This is a genomic window from Flavobacterium sp., assembly GCF_044369455.1.
Lineage (GTDB): Bacteria > Bacteroidota > Bacteroidia > Flavobacteriales > Flavobacteriaceae > Flavobacterium.
Genome location: NZ_JBIPLW010000013.1, coordinates 40,021 through 56,533, shown reverse-complemented (window position 1 = coordinate 56,533; position 16,513 = coordinate 40,021). Strand labels below are relative to the sequence as shown.

The window sequence follows — 16,513 nt, the reverse complement described above, 5'->3', positions numbered from 1 at the left end:
AGATAAAAATCCAAATCCATTTCATTCAGAAACTGTCAAAAAAAAATTAGGAATGTTAAAAATAGGGAATTTATTTTCTTAACAAAACAATTAGGTCGATTATTCGTGAAGAGTATCCAATTTCGTTATCATACCAACCCACAACTTTTACCATTTTTCCGATAACAGAAGTTAATTGAGCATCAAGAAGGCACGAATTAGTAGTGCCAATTATATCTACAGAAACAATGGGATCTTCGGTATAGTCTAAAATTCCTTTAAGATTGGTTAAAGAAGCATTTTTAAATGCAGCATTGATTTCGGCAATCGTCACCTCTTTTTTTACATAGCAGGTAATATCGGTCAATGAACCATCAGGAACAGGAACACGAATGCCGCTACCACCAATTTTTCCTTCCATATCTGGAAATATTTTGGTCAATGCTTTGGCAGCACCAGTAGTTGTTGGTACTATAGATTGACTGGCACCACGTGCACGACGCAAATCTTTATGTGGCTGATCGTGTAAACTTTGGTCTGTGGTGTAGGAGTGAACCGTGGTTATGTATGCTTGTTCAATACCACAAAGTTCATTAATGATTTTAATCATTGGTGCAGCATTGTTTGTTGTGCAACTGGCGTTTGATATAATTTTTTCGGTACCATCTAAAATGGATTCGTTCACACCAAGGACAACGGTTTTAATTTGCGAAACTTCTGAAGGTGCCGATAGAATTACTTTTTTGGCTCCAGCCAAAATATGTTTGTTAATATCTTCGAAGGTGTTAAATTTTCCAGTGCTTTCAATTACAAAATCGATGTCAATCCAATTGAGATTACTAATTTCTTTTTCATGAAAAAACAGGTATTGTTTTCCATCAACGATTATCGATTTCTCGTCAAAAGAAACGGTACAAGGCAAAACACCATGAATACTGTCGTATTTTATCAAATGCGCCATTGTTTTGTTATCGGCAATATCGTTAATAGCGACAACGTCAATAGAGGGATGATTGCGTAATAATCGGAAAAGAGTTCTTCCGATGCGTCCAAATCCGTTAATGGCTACTTGAGTTTTATTCAAAATATAATTTTTTAGAAGATGTCTTTACTTCCTTCGTCAGCACAAACTATCTCCGCTTGACATTTTTTTTATTGAAAGATATTTCAATTACGCATAATACTGTCACACTGAGCTTGTCGAAGTGCTATAAAATATGCTTTTCAGCGTGATATGAGGAACGCACCAATGGGCCACTTTCTACATGACGGAATCCCATTTCTTTGCCCAGTTTTTCGTATTTTTCGAATTGTTCCGGAGTAATGTATTCTTTTACAGGCAAGTGTTTCTTACTTGGTTGCAGGTATTGACCGATAGTTACGATGTCAACATTTTGGTCACGCAAATCGCGCATGGTTTGAATCACTTCTTCTTCGGTTTCCCCAAGCCCAAGCATAATTCCCGATTTTGTTCTGCGAATTCCTTGGTCTTTCAGGTATTTTAAAACAGCTAAACTTCGGTCGTATTTTGCCTGAATTCGAACCTCACGAGTAAGACGACGAACGGTTTCTACATTGTGCGATACGACTTCCGGATTGGCTTCTACAATTCGGTCAATGATTCGTTCTATACCCTGAAAATCTGGAATCAATGTTTCTAAAGTAGTTTCTGGGTTCATTCTGCGAATGGCCTGAACAGTTTCTAACCAAATGATAGAACCCATATCTTTCAAATCATCTCTATCAACACTAGTAATAACAGCATGTTTAATTTTCATGATTTTTATGGAACGAGCTACTTTTTCGGGTTCATCCCAATCTACCGTTTCTGGCCTTCCTGTTTTAACCCCACAAAAACCGCATGAACGGGTGCAAATATTTCCCAAAATCATGAAGGTTGCCGTTCCTTCGCCCCAACATTCACCCATATTAGGGCAACTGCCTGATGCACATATTGTGTTCAGTTTATATTTATCAACAAGACCACGCAGTTCTGTATATTTTTGACCAATAGGTAGTTTTACTTTTAACCATTTTGGCTTTCCAACGGGTAGTGCATTATCTAAAACAGATTCCATAGTAACTTTTTTGCAATGCAAAGATAAAGAATGTAGATTGAAGATTATCAATTTTTAGAATTCAGATTTCAAATTGTTATCTAGAAGAATCAAATAACAAAATAGTTATTCCACAAAATCCAAATGCTTGTTATGTGTTTCGCTGATGGTTAAAACGGAATAGATACCAAGAATAAAAACAATTGCACCAACAATAGCCGCAGCCGTTATTACACTTTGAGTACCTTTTAAATGTTCAAACCCAATCAGCATTAACGGAACGGTTCCACGAACCATATTGGGAATACTTGTAGCGGCAGTGCTTCTTAAATTCGTACCAAATTGTTCAGCAGCCAATGTAACAAACATGGCCCAAAAACCACTACATAAGCCCATCCAGCCGCAAAAGAAATAATAGGTATTCTCGCTTTTTGTCCCTCCAAAAAGTAAAAGAATTACACCAACTGCCGTCAAGAGCATCATATAAAGGATGGTCTTTTTTCTAGAATGTAACAATTGAGAGATAAAACCACTAGCAAAATCGCCAACGGAGCCAAAAATATACGACCATAGAATCGCTTTGGCAGGATCAATTTTTGCAATTCCCATTTCAGGAGCAAACTGATTGGCCATAAATACCAATATTCCGATACAATACCATATAGGAACACCAATTAAAATGCATTTTATGTATTTTATAAAAAGCGTTTTGTTTGTAAAAAAAGATAAAAAATCGCCTTTTTTGATAGTTGAATTTTCTTTAACCGATTTGAACATACCACTTTCGGCAACACTAATTCGTAATACTAATAATACCAAACCCAATCCACCACCAATAAGATAGGATGTAGACCAACTTCCAGAAAGTTCCACGGTAAAATGCGCAACTACTGCTCCCAAAACTCCAAATCCAGCTACAATAGAACATCCAATAGCCCGTAATTCTTTGGGTAAGGTTTCAGATACTAAGGTAATTCCAGCGCCTAATTCACCCGCTAACCCAACCCCAGCTATAAATCGCAACCACGCATAAATCATTGCGGTATCTCCAAATTCTATCAGAGGTAAAAGGCCACAAGCAATATTTGCTAATGAATAGACTAAAATAGAACCGAACAGCACCGAAAGTCTTCCTTTTTTATCTCCAAAAACACCCCATAAAATTCCGCCAATAATCATCCCGGTCATCTGGAAGTTTATGATCATGGTACCTACTTTATCAGCGTCTAAATGCAAATCGTTCAAACTTGGAATGCGAACAATTCCAAAAAGCAACAAATCGTAAATATCTACAAAATAGCCGAGAGAGGCAATGATTACAGGGAAACTTAACAGAATGCGAAATTTTTCTTTCGTGTTAATTTGTTTCATTTCTGGAGGTTTGATTTGCTAAATATAGAAATAAAAATAAAATGGCTGCAAGAATTTGATTTTTGCAGGTTTATAGTTGAAATATTTTCTTTATGTGATTTTCCGAGCCGCTTGGGTGTTTTTATTCACCCCAGTTTTGTTAAGCATTAGAGAAATTGCTTCTAAATTAACAAAAGCAAGCAATGTATAATATTAATTTGTCTATAATATTTTTACGATTTGTTATTGTCGTTAAGAGTAAAAAATGCTTTATTTTTACGGTAAAATAACGGAATTTATTTTTTATAATTCATTTTAACAAAATTCAGCATTTATATGAGTTCAATTAATTGGAAAACTGTTAGCCATTTTGAAGATATCACATATAAAAAATGCAATGGCGTTGCTAGAATAGCATTCAATCGTCCCGATGTTCGTAATGCTTTTCGTCCGAAAACCACTTCCGAATTATTGCAAGCATTTCATGATGCTCAGGAAGATACCTCAATTGGCGTAGTATTGCTTTCTGCCGAAGGACCAAGTTCAAAAGATGGCGTTTGGTCATTTTGTTCTGGTGGCGATCAAAAAGCCAGAGGACAGCAAGGCTATGTGGGTGAGGATGGGTATCATCGTTTGAATATTTTAGATGTACAGCGATTGATACGTTTTATGCCTAAAGCCGTAATTTGTGTTGTGCCAGGTTGGGCTGTTGGTGGTGGACACAGTTTGCATGTGGTTTGTGATTTAACTTTAGCAAGTAAAGAACATGCTATTTTTAAACAAACAGATGCTGATGTCACAAGTTTTGACGGCGGTTATGGTTCGGCATACTTAGCCAAAATGGTAGGTCAAAAAAAGGCTAGAGAGATTTTCTTTTTAGGAAGAAACTATTCTGCTCAGGAAGCTTTTGACATGGGAATGGTCAATGCGGTTATTCCTCATGCTGAACTTGAAGACACCGCCTTTCAATGGGCTCAGGAAATTTTGGCTAAATCACCAACCTCAATAAAAATGCTAAAATTCGCCATGAATTTAACCGATGATGGCATGGTGGGTCAACAAGTTTTTGCTGGTGAAGCTACGCGATTAGCCTATATGACTGAAGAGGCCAAAGAAGGAAGAGATGCTTTTTTAGAAAAACGCAAACCGAATTTTGAAAAAAAATGGTTGCCTTGATACAGTGATCAGTTTGCAGTAGCAGTTTGCAGTATTTACGAAACAAATTTAAACTCTTAAACAATTTTTAAACCTTTAAACCCTCAAACTTTTAAACAAATAGTAAAAATGAAACACTGGATTGAAGCCGCAAGGTTGAGAACATTACCGCTTTCGGTTTCCGGAATTATCGTCGGAAGTTTTTACGCTATGTCACAAGCAATGTTCAATTGGAATATTGTGTTTTTTGCCTTGCTAACTACCTTAGGATTACAAATACTTTCCAATTTTGCCAATGATTATGGCGATGGTATCAAAGGAACCGATAATGATGACAGAGTAGGGCCAAAACGTGCTATTCAAAAAGGAGTTATTACGCCTTTTGAAATGAGAAGGGCCATGGTTTTCACTTCTTTAATAACCTTGCTTTTTGCTGTTTTACTTATCTATTTTGCTTTTAAAGAGAGTTACCTTCTTTATTCTTTTATCTTTTTGTTTTTGGGAATTTTAGCCATTGCATCGGCAATTCGTTATACGGTTGGAAATCGTGCCTACGGTTACCGAGGTTATGGAGATGTTTTTGTTTTTATATTCTTTGGATTAGTTAGTACATTTGGTGTATACTTTATGTTTTCAAAAGAAATAGATTGGTTATTACTGTTGCCTGCAATGGCTATTGGTTTCCTGAGTGTAGGTGTTCTAAATCTCAATAATATGCGAGATGAAGAAAGTGATAAGAAAGCCGGGAAGAATACTATTGTGGTTCAAAAAGGCGTAGCATGGGCAAAAAAATACCATTATTTTTTAATCTTTTCGGCTATGGCATTAGTGGTTGTATTTGCTATTTTAAATAATTTTCATTTTGACCAATATTTATTTTTAGCGGCTTTTTTTCCATTGACATCACATCTTTTAACTGTTAGTAGAAATAGAGATACTAAACTGCTTGATCCTGAGCTTAAAAAACTGGCCTTAAGCACCTTTTTTCTTGCCGTTTTATTAGCCTTAAGCTTAATCTATTTTGTATCTGATTTATTGGTAAATTACATATAATTAAAATTATCTCACATGAAAATTACATTTTATGGTCACGCTTGCATCGGAATTGAAGTGAGCGGAAAACACATCCTCGTTGACCCGTTTATTTCGGCTAATGAAAAAGCGGCTGACATTAATGTTAATGAATTAAAAGCAGATTATATTTTGCTTACGCATGCACATCAAGATCATACTTTAGATGTTGAGGTTATTGCTAAAAGAACAAATGCGGTTATTATATCCGGATATGAAATTGCAGTTTATTATGGTAATAAAGGGTTTCAATACCATGCCATGAATCATGGTGGAAGCTGGCAATTTGATTTTGGAAAAGTGAAATTTGTAACTGCAGTGCATTCGAGTTCGTTTCCCGATGGAACCTATGGTGGAAATCCGGGAGGTTTTGTGATCGAAGGCGAGCATAAAAACATTTACATTTCAGGCGATACTGCACTAACTATGGATATGAAATTAATTCCAATGCGCACCAAGCTCGATTTGGCAATTTTCCCTATTGGAAATAACTTCACCATGGACGTGGAAGATGCCATAATTGCTGCTGATTTTGTTGATTGCGATAAGATTTTAGGATGCCATTTCGATACGTTTGGTTTTATTGTTATCAATCACGAAGAAGCCATTAAGAAATTCTTTGATGCAGGAAAAGATTTGATGCTTTTAGATATTGGCGAAAGCATTTCGCTGTAACAATGAACGCTTCTTATTTTAAATACTTACTTCATTTCAAACAACCTTCGGGAACTTCACGAGGTATACTGACCGACAAAGAAACTTGGTTTATCGTCATAGAAAAAGAGGGAAAAAAAGGAATAGGCGAGTGTGGCATTCTTCGCGGATTGAGCGCAGATGACAGACCCGATTATGAAGAAAAATTGCAATGGACTTGTCAAAATATTCATCTTGGTGAACTAAAATTGTGGGATGAATTAATTGAATTTCCATCGATACAATTTGGATTAGAGATGGCTTTTTTGTCCTTAAAAAGTGAAAATCCATTTATTTTATTTCCTTCAAAATTTACAGAAAACACAAAAAGCATTTCTATAAACGGCTTGGTTTGGATGGGTGATGAAGCCTTCATGAAAGCTCAAATTGAGGACAGAATTGAGCAAGGTTTTAGCTGTATAAAATTAAAGATTGGCGCCATTGATTTTGATAAAGAATTGGATTTATTACGTTTTATTCGGGCTAATTTTGATGAAGAAACTATCGAAATCAGAGTGGATGCTAACGGTGCTTTTAATTCAAATGAAGCTTTATTTAAAATTAATCAACTATCTGGTTTTAAATTACATAGTATAGAACAACCAATTAAAAAAAATCAGACTGACACGATGGCAGTACTGTGTAAAAGTACGTCAATTCCTATAGCTTTGGATGAAGAGCTGATAGGTGTATTTTCAGTAGAAGCAAAGCAAAAATTACTTCAAGAAATCAGGCCACAATACATTGTTTTGAAGCCAAGTTTTGTAGGCGGATTTCGGGGAACTTTAGAATGGATTTCGGTAGCCGAGAAATTTAATATTGCTTGGTGGATTACTTCCGCTTTAGAAAGTAATGTGGGTTTGAATGCGATTGCTCAATTTACTTTTTTACAAAATAATTTATTGGCTCAAGGTTTGGGAACGGGAAGTTTGTATACCAATAATTTTGATTGTCCATTGACCGTTTCGGATGGGCAACTTTGGTATGATACAAAGAAGGAATGGGAGTTTGATTTTAACCAAATAAATACGCTGTGAATCTCAACATTATCTCTCTGTATCTCTGTGAAACTTTTTAAAATTACACAGAGATACAAAGAGTCTTATCGTTGATGAGGTTATCCTACTTGTATATCTAACTTTTTAATTTCCGTTTTATATTCCGATGGAAGCAATAAATTTTTAAAAAATTTGCCCATATTGCTATTTCGACTTAATTTATAAACAGGAATTACAATCGTAAGTAAAGAAAAATCATTTAAAAACAATAGCTTTTTTAACCGTTTTGAAACTAGTAATTTTTGAGTTTCAATGAGCACTAAATAGCGTAATGGTCCAAGGTGTTTTTTGTATTGCTTAAATAAGTCAAATGTGTATTTGCTTGCTTGTAGATTTTCTTTCAAATGCGTTTCTCTTAAAGGCAACCATGCAATATACGTTGAAGGCAACTCTGATAATCCCATTCGAATTCCGACGCGGTAAAAAACATTGTATACTTCTTCTTTTTCGGGTTCGGTTAATTTCTTTTCTAACAGTTCATACGATGCAATCGAGTAATGAATTAGCATAAATAAAACATCGCGATACGCCCAATCTGGAATTGAAAAACCTCGATTTTCTTCTACTGCTCCGTGTATTTTTCTTAAAGTATCTATCGAGGCATGTGCTTCATTCATAGACGAGAAGACAATAAGCCGTGCATATTTAACAGTAGAGAATAATCTGCCCAAAGGGTCTGAAGGTAACTTTCCAGTGAAATAAAGCCAATCGACAGCCTTATTTAGTGCAAATTCGGCCGATGCTCCTGCAAAAATGAAAAGTATGGTATCGCTTTTCCCCCATATTTTTCTAACTATTGAATCTTTTTCAACAAATAGTTCCATTATAATTTAGTATTAGTTAAGGTGAGTTAGATTAAAATAAATAGATATTTATATTGAAATCATTAAGTTAGTTAAGTGAATTCAGTACAATAAGACTTAACAAAACTTAATTTCTTTATGGTTTAAAAACTATTTCGCATTAATTTTTTTTATTGTTACAACAGTAAAAAAGTAAACTTCGAAATTTTAAATTGTTTACAACATTTTTTTAAAAAGCTAACATCGAACTCACCTTAGTTATTAATTTACGTATTTCCGTCTGTTTTTAGTAACCAAAGTAAAACGCTGTGTATCTCATAAAATCGCTCTATTTCTCTTTGTCTCTCTATGTAACTTATCAAAATTATATAGAGACTCACAAAGTAAAAAAGGAGATGCACAGCGTTTTAGGATTACTAAAGTTACTTACTCCAATCTATTCTTCTTGAGAAATACATCACCGCACCGAGAATTAAGAACAAACCAATACTACCCACGAGTAAGGCATAATCTTCCATTTGGATAATCACATAAATGAAGGAATACAAAACGGTCAAAGCGGTTCCGATAAACATAGGAAACTTCCGGTTCTTCAAAATCGAAATGGAGTAGAGCGTTATCATTGCTACAACTGATGCTCCAGCAATGCTATAAGCAAAACTAAATGTACTGTGCTCGGTAATTGAGATTAATAAGGTGTAAAACATAATCAAAGCCAAACCTATCATGGAATACTGAAAAATATGAATGTTGATTTTACTTACCGATTGGATCAGAAAGAAAATTAAAAAAGTCAATCCAATAACCAAGAATCCATATTTTGAGACACGCTCATTTTGCTGATATTCGTCCACAGTTTGAATTAATTTTACTCCAAACAGATAATCATTCAAATCAGGTAAAACATTTGCATATTGCTGTAAAAACGTTCTGTTGATGTCTAACACTTTCCAATCGGCGTGGAAGCCATCTTTATTGATGGTTTTAGTACCGTCGTTTGCTGCAAATGATCCTTCAAAACTCGGTGATTCCCAGTCCGAATCGATACTGATGTTGGTTACTTTTCCAATGGGAATAAATTTTACGCTATTGCTTCCGTTATAGGTTATGCCAAAATCAAAATTGATTTTATCGGTATTTGCTAAGGATTTATAATCAAAATTAGTAGTGGCTAAAACGCTATATTCGCTTTTGTCATTATTTTGTGGTTCAAAAGCATATTTATTAGTGTTTAATTGAATTTTTAATTCGCTTTTGATACTTTTTAAATTGGTGGTTTTTACAATTATGGAAGCTTTATTCCATTGTATGTTTTCCTCGGCTATTCCTAGTTTTGAAAAATTTGGACTCGTAAAATTTCCTTTAAAAGTCATGTCTGCAGTAAAAACGACGTGATTAAAAATACCCCGTTTTAAGGATTCGTTTTTCTTTATTTTAGAAGTATTTTTCAATTCATTTGGAAAGAAGTAAGCATAATTAGTTGTGGCTTTTCTTTCGATGGTGGTAACTCCAGTTTTGGGATTGGTTACATTATACGATTCATAAAAGGTATATGGAATTCGCAATACTGGTCCGTAAAACAGTACATCTTTCCCCCATAAATCAGTAACTTCGTCAACCATTTGAGTTTTTCGTTGCGACCGTTCACTTATTAAATTTTGAACAAAGAATAGCGGAATTAATAACACTAATGTCAGAAATCCTACCATCAGCATTTTGGCTGTTGTTGATTGAAAAAATGTTTTTTCTACTGCTGCTTGATTTTCTTGATTTTCCATGATTTTAATTGTTTTTAGTTAGAATAAATTATTATTAAATATGATGTATAGATATATAAGTGTTATTGGAATGTTTGCCAACAAAATGAGAATTCGAATGGCTATAGTTTCTCTTTCAAATTGATTGATAATGAAATGATATGCTAAATGGAAAAGTGTAATACTATTGACAAGTAGAGCAAGTATTACATAGAAAAAACCAGTTACTAAAATTTCAATGTTATTAGGAACACAAAGATGAATTGCTAACAATAGCGTTCCAATACTAAATGAAGTGATGGCTAAATAGGTTGAAAATTTGCCTGGTGTTTTATTGGTTACCATGCTGAAATTTGTTTTTTGTTTATAAATGAAAAGAATATGGTGTAAACGATTACGATAAAAGTTCCCAGAATACATGTGAATACATGTGCTTCAGGATTTGTAATGCTATCCAAAAGGCTACCGAAAAGGGCGACAGGATGGTTTATAATATCCCAACTATTGAAGCGTAATATTCTTCCGAGATAAACACCAAAGCTTGACAAATAGCAGATGACAATCACAATACTGTTGCTTTTTTTTACGGTATATTTCATTTCTAATAAACGATGAATATGATGTAAAGAAGCAATACCGGCATAAAAACCAGCAATGGTAAAACTGGTTAATAGAATAGCATCAAAGAGAAATTGAAAACGACTGCTATAATGCAGGTGAACGAAATCGGTTATCAAATAAAAGGCATTTGGAAGAAAAAGTATCCAACCTAAAAGCAGTATGTAAAAACTAAAATAACCCGGTATTGCAGTTTTTAATTTTGATGATAAGAAATAGGGAATGTATCCTAAGAATAAATTCCATATTAAAAAAAGCAAATAGATATCGTGTGTAATTTTCACACGTAACAGCATTAATAGTAGTGATAGTAACCCAAGCAGCACTAATACTGAGTTTTGTTTTTTGTTAAAAAAATAGATGGTTAGCAATTTGTTCATAATAATCAATAATTTAAAAGTACTTTGTATTTCAAAGTAAATGGATAAAAAAATTAGGTTAGCGTTTCGTTATTAATTTTTCAAGTGCTTCAATGTGTTCTTTGAATGCTTTTTTTCCAGCCGTTGTAGCGATGTATTTTGTGTTTGGCTTTTTGCCAATGAATTGTTTTTCTATCATAATATAATTTTCAGTTTCCAATGCTTTGGTATGACTGGCAAGATTGCCGTCAGTTACGCCAAGAAGTTCCTTGAGCGTATTAAAATCGGCACTTTCATTCACCATCAAAACCGACATGATCCCCAAACGTATTCGGTGATCAAAAGCTTTGTTGATATTTTGAATGATGTTTGTCAAAACTAATTTCTATCGTATTTAAAATACATCAACGCACCATAAACGATATGACAAATTCCAAATCCCATCACCCAAAAATACAAACCATAACCCGAAAACTCTACTGCAATTAGTCCCAACACAATTTCAGTTATTCCCAAATAGCGAACATCTTTCAAAGTATATTTGCTGGCATTCAAACAAGCTAATCCATAAAAAATCAATGTAATGGGAGCTATTAAACCATAAATTTCATGGCGTAATAGGAGTATGGCGAAAATTCCACCAGTAAATAAAGGAATGCAAAAGTTTATCAACAATCTTTTAGCAGCAGCGTTCCAAACTTTTTCGCCAACTTTTTTGGCTTTTTGCTTGGTCATAATGAATGCTGTAATTAGGGATAATAGTAACACAACTACAGCCGTTAAAATAATTAGCTTAAATGTTAATCCTTCAATAATTACCACATCATACTTGTTTTGTTCCAAAAGAGAATTAACGATATACGCTCCAATTAAGGCATAAATTCCGGCAAGAATGCCCGATAAACCACTAAGCGAAATAAATTGCGTAGATTGTGACATCATGTGTTTGATGTCTTGAATGTCTTTAAGGTATTTTTCGTTTTCCATTTTAAAGTACTTTGAAAAACAAAGTAAATGAATAATATTTTCTTGACCAAATGATTTTTAATTTATTTTTGATAAAAATATTTCAAATGAAAAAAATCGCACTATTACCATTACTTTTTACCGCCATTATTTACGCGCAAAGTAACGATCAAAAAATGCTTGCTGATATTTATAAATTTTCATTAACTAAATCTACTTGCTATTCCTGGCTAGATGATTTATCAAATAAAGTTGGTTCTCGATTATCAGGTTCTGTTGGTGCTGAAAAAGGAGTGATTTATACCAAACAACAATTAGAGACTTTAGGTTTAGATAAAGTATATCTTCAAGAAGTGATGGTGCCAAAATGGGTGAGAGGCGAGAAAGAAACCGCTTATATTTTGGATGATAAATTAAAAATCAATATTCCTATATGTGCACTTGGTGGTTCTGTTGCCACCGCAAAATCGGGTGTAACGGCTGAGGTTGTTGAAGTGAAAAGTTTGAAAGAACTAGAAACTCTTGGTGAAGCAACGTTGAAAGGAAAAATAATTTTCTATAACCGACCTTTTGAACCTGAAAACATAGATGCCTTTAAATCATACGGAAAATGTGTGGATCAAAGATATTATGGTGCTAAGGAAGCGTCAAAATATGGCGCAGTGGGTACCATTGTTCGTTCTATGAACTTTAGACTTGATGATTTTCCGCATACAGGCGCACAAAGTTATGGCGATTTGCCCAAAGAGAAGCATATTCCAACAGCAGCAATAAGTACTAATGCTGCCGAGTTATTGAGTAAAAAATTGAAAGAAAACAGCAAATTGAAATTTTACATGAAATTATCGTGTCAAACCTTCGATGATGTGCTTTCGCATAACGTTATTGGTGAAATTAAAGGCTCAGAACATCCTGAAAAAATCATGACCGTTGGCGGACATCTCGATTCCTGGGATTTGGCAGATGGTTCACATGACGATGGCGCTGGAGTAGTGCAAAGTATGGCAGTTGTAGAGTGTTTTAAAAAACTAAATTACAAACCTAAAAACACCATCAGAGTTGTCCTCTTTATGAATGAGGAAAATGGAGGAAGAGGTGGAAAGAAATACGAAGATGTGTCGAGACGTAATGATGAAAATCACATTTTTGCGCTCGAAAGTGATGCAGGTGGCTTTTCCCCAAGAGGATTTTCTTTTGATTGTGATGAGGCCAATTTTCAAAAAGTAAACAGTTGGAAGTACTTATTTGAACCCTATTTTATTCATAATTTTGTGGAAGGTGGCACAGGTTCTGATATCGAACCGTTAACCTCAAATAAAATTGTAAAGGCAGGATTAAAGCCCGATTCGCAGCGCTATTTTGATTATCACCATGCCGCCAACGATACCTTTGATGCCGTGAATAAAAGAGAACTAGAACTAGGAGCCGCAACTATGGCTTCGTTACTCTATTTGTTCGACCAATATGGAATAGATTAGTGAAACCACAAGATATATACATATTAAATCAGCCCGAAAAGTATCGCAATATGCTTTTGCATATTATTAGTGTTGTAGAACATACGGTACCCGAAGCGACTTTAGAATATAAATGGAACATTCCTTTTTTTTATCTGAATAATAAACCATTTTGCTTTTTAAATGTCAGTGGTAAAGGGAAATATGTAGATGTTGCTTTTAGTAAAGGTTTTCAATTAAAAAATAATCTCGAAGTTTTAAATGGTGACAAAAGAAATACCTATAAATCACTTCGCTATTTTTCTCTAGATACTATTGATAACGCTGTCTTAGTATCGGTAATTAAAGAAGCCAAATCATTTTGCTAAAAAACATCCAAACACAAATGTGGTATCAGGGTGTTTTAAAGTAGAAAATTAAATTAAATACTAAAAATTCCACCAAAAGCAATTATTTTTTGTAAAAAGAAAAAACTTTGAGAGGCTTTGTCAGCTGGGCTATTTGTAGTTCTAATGTCGTTCATGTTGATATATCCACCTTTCAATTCGGTTTGAACAAAGAAGTACTTAAAGAAGGTAAAGTTTAATCCAGCTTTGGCAGAAACTCCAAATCCAGCTATATTAAAATCGTCATGCCTTTCTTTACCAAGTAAAGTTGAATTTGTTTTTGGATATAAAAAACCACCACCAACACCTTCAGTAATATTAATCTGAAATTTATCCGTATTTCTTATTTTAAAAATTTTTGAAATGTCATCAACTCTACAAAACTCTGTATTGACATAATTCAAACCATCAGTATGCTCAAATTTAAGAAAACTACCATCAGTTAAGTCGATGCTATTGTTTCCAGAAGGTAAATATACACCAGCATAATCTGGATAAGAATTACCAACAGCACCTCCAATTCGAACAATTTGCTCTTGAGTCATTACATATTTCATATGGTCAAATCCAATCGAAATATTATAATGATCGTTAATAAAATAACCAATTCTTAAATTGGTTTGCGGTATAGTCATTCGTGCTGGATTGGCATAATCTAAATGCCACCCTTTTGCTTTATCATGTGCTTGCACATCGTACAAGGTAAAATCATAATCAGGACCTTTAAAATGAATATCCGATTTGGAATAGCTTTCGCGATTTCCACCCCAAAAAATATACATTTTTCCTTTATTATGAGCAGTATATTTAGTTGGATTAACGCGTTGTTCTTGTGCAAATACGTTTTGTGTAAAGACCGTAACTGTCATTAACAAAAATAAAATTATATTTTTCAATGGCTAAAAATTAAAATTGATTGATGGTTTGTCGGATAGCCACCAAACGTGTCATAAGATCTTCAAAGTAGTCTAAATGCAACATATTGGCGCCATCACTTTTGGCATTAGCGGGATCAAAATGGGTTTCTATAAAAATACCATCAACACCTACTACAATTCCAGCTTTTGCAATAGTTTCAATCATATCAGGTCTACCGCCAGTCACACCAGCAGTTTGGTTGGGTTGTTGTAACGAATGGGTAACATCTAAAACCGTTGTAGCATACTGTTGCATGGTTGGAATGCCACGAAAATCAACAATCATATCTTGGTAGCCAAACATGGTTCCTCTATCGGTAACCATTACATTTTGGTTGTTGCAATCGAGTACTTTCTGAACGGCATGTTTCATGCTTTCCGGACTCATAAATTGTCCTTTTTTCAGATTGACAACTTTTCCTGTATTGGCAGCAGCCACAACCAAATCGGTTTGACGCACTAAAAACGCCGGAATTTGCAGTACATCTACATATTGTGCGGCTTTATCCGCATCTTCGTTCGTATGAATGTCGGTAATGGTTGGAACATGAAACGTTTCAGAAACTTTACGTAGAATTTTTAACGCTTTTTCATCTCCAATTCCAGAAAAGCTATCAATTCTAGAGCGATTGGCTTTTTTGAATGAACCTTTAAAAACGTAAGGAATTTGTAATTTATCCGTAATGGTGACCAATTTTTCGGCAATTTTCATTGCCATTTCTTCGCCCTCGATAGCACATGGCCCCGCAAGTACAAAGAAATTTCCACTATCAGTATTTTTGATTTGTGGAATAGAATGAATATTCATGATGCGTGTTTTTTATGGCTACAAAGTTAGTATTAATTTGATAGCTTTTTAAAAACAAGGGATTAAGTTATTTTTTTATGGTAAGACCTACTGGAACTAATAAATAGCCACGCTCATAAATATTTACATACAACTTAACAGGCTTTACTTGTCCTTCCCATTTTAGTTCATAAACATCTAAAAATCCGGCGCCTATTTCCACTCTTTTGGTCGGAAACGGACAACAACTTTCAATTTTTGTATAGGTGATTTTCTCTCCTTTTGGTCCAGCTAATGCATTTAAATAGCGATTGGCATTCAGATTTTCATCTTTGGCATTCATATAGAAAACATTTACAGGATAATCCGCATCGTAGCCATATTTGATATCTTTGCTGTAGTCCGTCAAAACAAACGTATTTTCTTTGGTCAACGTTGGAAAAGGTGCAGTGTCATCCACATTTTTAAGGGTAGATTTTGTACTGACACAAGATGTAAATAGTGATATAAGCGCAACAATAGAAGTTAATTTGCCAATAGTTTTCATAATTAAATAATTTTTTTCTTGATGTTACAATAACCGTGCTATACCCTTATTTTTTATTTCGTATAAACATAGAAACGATAGCTCCAGTGATGATTCCTTTTGATAAACCAATGAAGGTGCTTTCAATTATATAAGTTTTTAAATTAAAATATACTTTAGCATTTTCTAGTGTTAAATAACCGTTCTTTATTTTGTAAGCAATTATGGTTTCAAAAAAGTGGGGTGTGATGCTTTTATAGATTACAAATTGGGCTAACGGATTCAGTAACGAAATTATAAATGACAAAATTATGCCGCATACGAATCCTTGTCTAAAAGTCATGCTATTGTTGTAATCGTATTTTTTTTTCTCTTTTATCGCTTGAAAGAAAAACAAAACAGCCGGAAAAACAAAAAGGAAGCTACACATACCATAATTATTGATGTGATCATCATGAAGTCCGATAGCTTTTTCCCCGATTGCCCATGCTAAAGTTAACAGCGTGAAGCGAAGCGCCCATTTTATTTCTATAGAAAAGTTTTTCATTTTTGTGTTGACAATTTGTGTTCAAAA

At 34.2% G+C, this 16,513-nt stretch carries 19 protein-coding genes; 6 read left to right on the top strand and 13 right to left on the bottom strand.

Annotation, left to right across the window (positions count from 1 at the left end):
- Positions 1-70 precede the first annotated feature (70 nt).
- From gap to ACIQ2L_RS11710, 3 genes are all read right to left on the bottom strand, one after another.
- A complete protein-coding gene (gene gap / locus ACIQ2L_RS11720; protein WP_396159000.1) occupies positions 71-1,063 on the bottom strand; it encodes a type I glyceraldehyde-3-phosphate dehydrogenase in 993 nt (330 codons plus the stop codon).
- A 124-nt stretch (positions 1,064-1,187) separates the two neighbouring features.
- On the bottom strand, positions 1,188-2,057 hold the full coding sequence (lipA, locus tag ACIQ2L_RS11715) for a lipoyl synthase (RefSeq protein WP_396158998.1): 870 nt from the start codon (positions 2,055-2,057) through the stop codon (positions 1,188-1,190).
- Between the two features lie 105 nt (positions 2,058-2,162).
- The gene (locus ACIQ2L_RS11710) at positions 2,163-3,407 is read right to left on the bottom strand and encodes an MFS transporter (protein WP_396158996.1); all 1,245 of its coding nucleotides are present in this window, start codon (positions 3,405-3,407) and stop codon (positions 2,163-2,165) included.
- A 315-nt stretch (positions 3,408-3,722) separates the two neighbouring features.
- Between ACIQ2L_RS11710 and ACIQ2L_RS11705 the strand changes: the two genes are divergently transcribed.
- The 4 genes from ACIQ2L_RS11705 to ACIQ2L_RS11690 all read left to right on the top strand — a co-directional run bounded on the left by ACIQ2L_RS11705 (position 3,723) and on the right by ACIQ2L_RS11690 (position 7,342).
- Complete coding sequence (locus ACIQ2L_RS11705; protein WP_396158993.1) at positions 3,723-4,562, top strand: 1,4-dihydroxy-2-naphthoyl-CoA synthase; 840 nt, start codon at positions 3,723-3,725, stop codon at positions 4,560-4,562.
- Between the two features lie 108 nt (positions 4,563-4,670).
- A complete protein-coding gene (gene menA / locus ACIQ2L_RS11700; protein WP_396158991.1) occupies positions 4,671-5,594 on the top strand; it encodes a 1,4-dihydroxy-2-naphthoate octaprenyltransferase in 924 nt (307 codons plus the stop codon).
- A gap of 15 nt (positions 5,595-5,609) precedes the next feature.
- Positions 5,610-6,287 (top strand): metal-dependent hydrolase, encoded by a 678-nt coding sequence (locus ACIQ2L_RS11695; protein WP_396158989.1) that lies wholly within the window; start codon positions 5,610-5,612, stop codon positions 6,285-6,287.
- Between the two features lie 2 nt (positions 6,288-6,289).
- Complete coding sequence (locus ACIQ2L_RS11690; RefSeq protein ID WP_396158987.1) at positions 6,290-7,342, top strand: o-succinylbenzoate synthase; 1,053 nt, start codon at positions 6,290-6,292, stop codon at positions 7,340-7,342.
- An 80-nt stretch (positions 7,343-7,422) separates the two neighbouring features.
- Here the strand turns inward: ACIQ2L_RS11690 and ACIQ2L_RS11685 are convergent, their stop codons facing one another.
- The 6 genes from ACIQ2L_RS11685 to ACIQ2L_RS11660 all read right to left on the bottom strand — a co-directional run bounded on the left by ACIQ2L_RS11685 (position 7,423) and on the right by ACIQ2L_RS11660 (position 11,887).
- Entirely contained in the window at positions 7,423-8,187 is a 765-nt protein-coding gene (locus tag ACIQ2L_RS11685) for an oxygenase MpaB family protein (RefSeq protein ID WP_396158985.1), read from the bottom strand.
- 401 nt (positions 8,188-8,588) lie between these two features.
- Positions 8,589-9,944: a cell envelope integrity protein CreD gene (gene creD, locus ACIQ2L_RS11680; RefSeq protein WP_396158983.1), complete on the bottom strand. Its 1,356-nt coding sequence runs from the start codon at positions 9,942-9,944 to the stop codon at positions 8,589-8,591.
- An 18-nt stretch (positions 9,945-9,962) separates the two neighbouring features.
- Positions 9,963-10,268: a hypothetical protein gene (locus tag ACIQ2L_RS11675; protein WP_396158981.1), complete on the bottom strand. Its 306-nt coding sequence runs from the start codon at positions 10,266-10,268 to the stop codon at positions 9,963-9,965.
- Positions 10,262-10,921 (bottom strand): DUF1361 domain-containing protein, encoded by a 660-nt coding sequence (locus tag ACIQ2L_RS11670; RefSeq protein WP_396158979.1) that lies wholly within the window; start codon positions 10,919-10,921, stop codon positions 10,262-10,264. The genes ACIQ2L_RS11675 and ACIQ2L_RS11670 overlap by 7 nt, the downstream gene beginning before the upstream one ends.
- 58 nt (positions 10,922-10,979) lie before the next feature.
- Complete coding sequence (locus ACIQ2L_RS11665; RefSeq protein ID WP_396158976.1) at positions 10,980-11,276, bottom strand: winged helix-turn-helix domain-containing protein; 297 nt, start codon at positions 11,274-11,276, stop codon at positions 10,980-10,982.
- A 2-nt stretch (positions 11,277-11,278) separates the two neighbouring features.
- Complete coding sequence (locus ACIQ2L_RS11660) at positions 11,279-11,887, bottom strand: hypothetical protein (RefSeq protein WP_396158974.1); 609 nt, start codon at positions 11,885-11,887, stop codon at positions 11,279-11,281.
- Between the two features lie 86 nt (positions 11,888-11,973).
- On the opposite strand from ACIQ2L_RS11660, the gene ACIQ2L_RS11655 reads away from it, so the two are divergent.
- The gene (locus tag ACIQ2L_RS11655) at positions 11,974-13,344 is read left to right on the top strand and encodes a M20/M25/M40 family metallo-hydrolase (protein ID WP_396158972.1); all 1,371 of its coding nucleotides are present in this window, start codon (positions 11,974-11,976) and stop codon (positions 13,342-13,344) included.
- A complete protein-coding gene (locus tag ACIQ2L_RS11650) occupies positions 13,344-13,691 on the top strand; it encodes a DUF1801 domain-containing protein (protein ID WP_396158970.1) in 348 nt (115 codons plus the stop codon). Before ACIQ2L_RS11655 ends, ACIQ2L_RS11650 begins: the two co-directional genes overlap by 1 nt.
- 53 nt (positions 13,692-13,744) lie before the next feature.
- On the opposite strand, the gene ACIQ2L_RS11645 is transcribed toward ACIQ2L_RS11650, so the two are convergent.
- From ACIQ2L_RS11645 to ACIQ2L_RS11630, 4 genes are all read right to left on the bottom strand, one after another.
- A complete protein-coding gene (locus ACIQ2L_RS11645; protein ID WP_396158968.1) occupies positions 13,745-14,605 on the bottom strand; it encodes a hypothetical protein in 861 nt (286 codons plus the stop codon).
- Positions 14,606-14,615: 10 nt separating this feature from the next.
- Positions 14,616-15,434, bottom strand: a complete 819-nt coding sequence (gene kdsA, locus ACIQ2L_RS11640; RefSeq protein ID WP_396158966.1) for a 3-deoxy-8-phosphooctulonate synthase — start codon at positions 15,432-15,434, stop codon at positions 14,616-14,618.
- Between the two features lie 67 nt (positions 15,435-15,501).
- Entirely contained in the window at positions 15,502-15,960 is a 459-nt protein-coding gene (locus ACIQ2L_RS11635) for a 2-dehydro-3-deoxyphosphooctonate aldolase (RefSeq protein WP_396158964.1), read from the bottom strand.
- A 46-nt stretch (positions 15,961-16,006) separates the two neighbouring features.
- The gene (locus tag ACIQ2L_RS11630) at positions 16,007-16,486 is read right to left on the bottom strand and encodes a DUF4199 domain-containing protein (RefSeq protein ID WP_396158962.1); all 480 of its coding nucleotides are present in this window, start codon (positions 16,484-16,486) and stop codon (positions 16,007-16,009) included.
- Between the last annotated feature and the right edge of the window lie 27 nt (positions 16,487-16,513).